The 519-nt window shown below is 59.3% G+C and carries 1 protein-coding gene; it reads left to right on the top strand.

All coding sequences use genetic code 11. The features are described 5' to 3' along the window. Positions 1-2 precede the first annotated feature (2 nt). A partial coding sequence (locus C0K55_RS25805; protein ID WP_123059784.1) for a ParB/RepB/Spo0J family partition protein occupies positions 3-519 on the top strand: 517 nt, incomplete at its 3' end.

Raw genomic sequence — 519 nt, 5'->3', positions numbered from 1 at the left:
AACTGTCAAAAGCACAGGAAACCGTCCTGTCTGCCCTGCTGGCGCAGACGGAGGAAGTGAGCGTGCCGCTGGCCTCACTGATTAAGTCACCGCTGAATGTACGCACGGTGCCGTATTCTGCGGAGTCTGTCAGCGAACTGGCGGAGTCCATTAAGGGCGTTGGCCTGTTGCAGAATCTGGTCGTGCATACCCTGCCTGGTGACCGTTACGGTGTCGCCGCAGGTGGTCGCCGACTGGCAGCACTCAACATGCTGGCAGAGCGCAACATCCTTCCGGCGGGCTGGCCTGTCCGCGTGAAAATTATTCCGCAGGAGCTGGCGACGGCTGCATCGATGACCGAGAACGGTCATCGTCGGGATATGCACCCAGCCGAACAGATTGCCGGATTCCGCGCAATGGCGCAGGAAGGCAAAACACCTGCACAAATCGGTGATTTGCTGGGCTATTCACCCCGCCACGTTCAGCGAATGCTGAAACTGGCAGACCTTGCGCCTGTCATCCTCGATGCGCTGGCAGAAG

The organism is Escherichia sp. MOD1-EC6098 (assembly GCF_002965865.1).
GTDB classification, from domain to species: Bacteria; Pseudomonadota; Gammaproteobacteria; order Enterobacterales; family Enterobacteriaceae; genus Escherichia; species Escherichia marmotae.
This window is presented reverse-complemented; position numbering and strand designations above follow the sequence as displayed.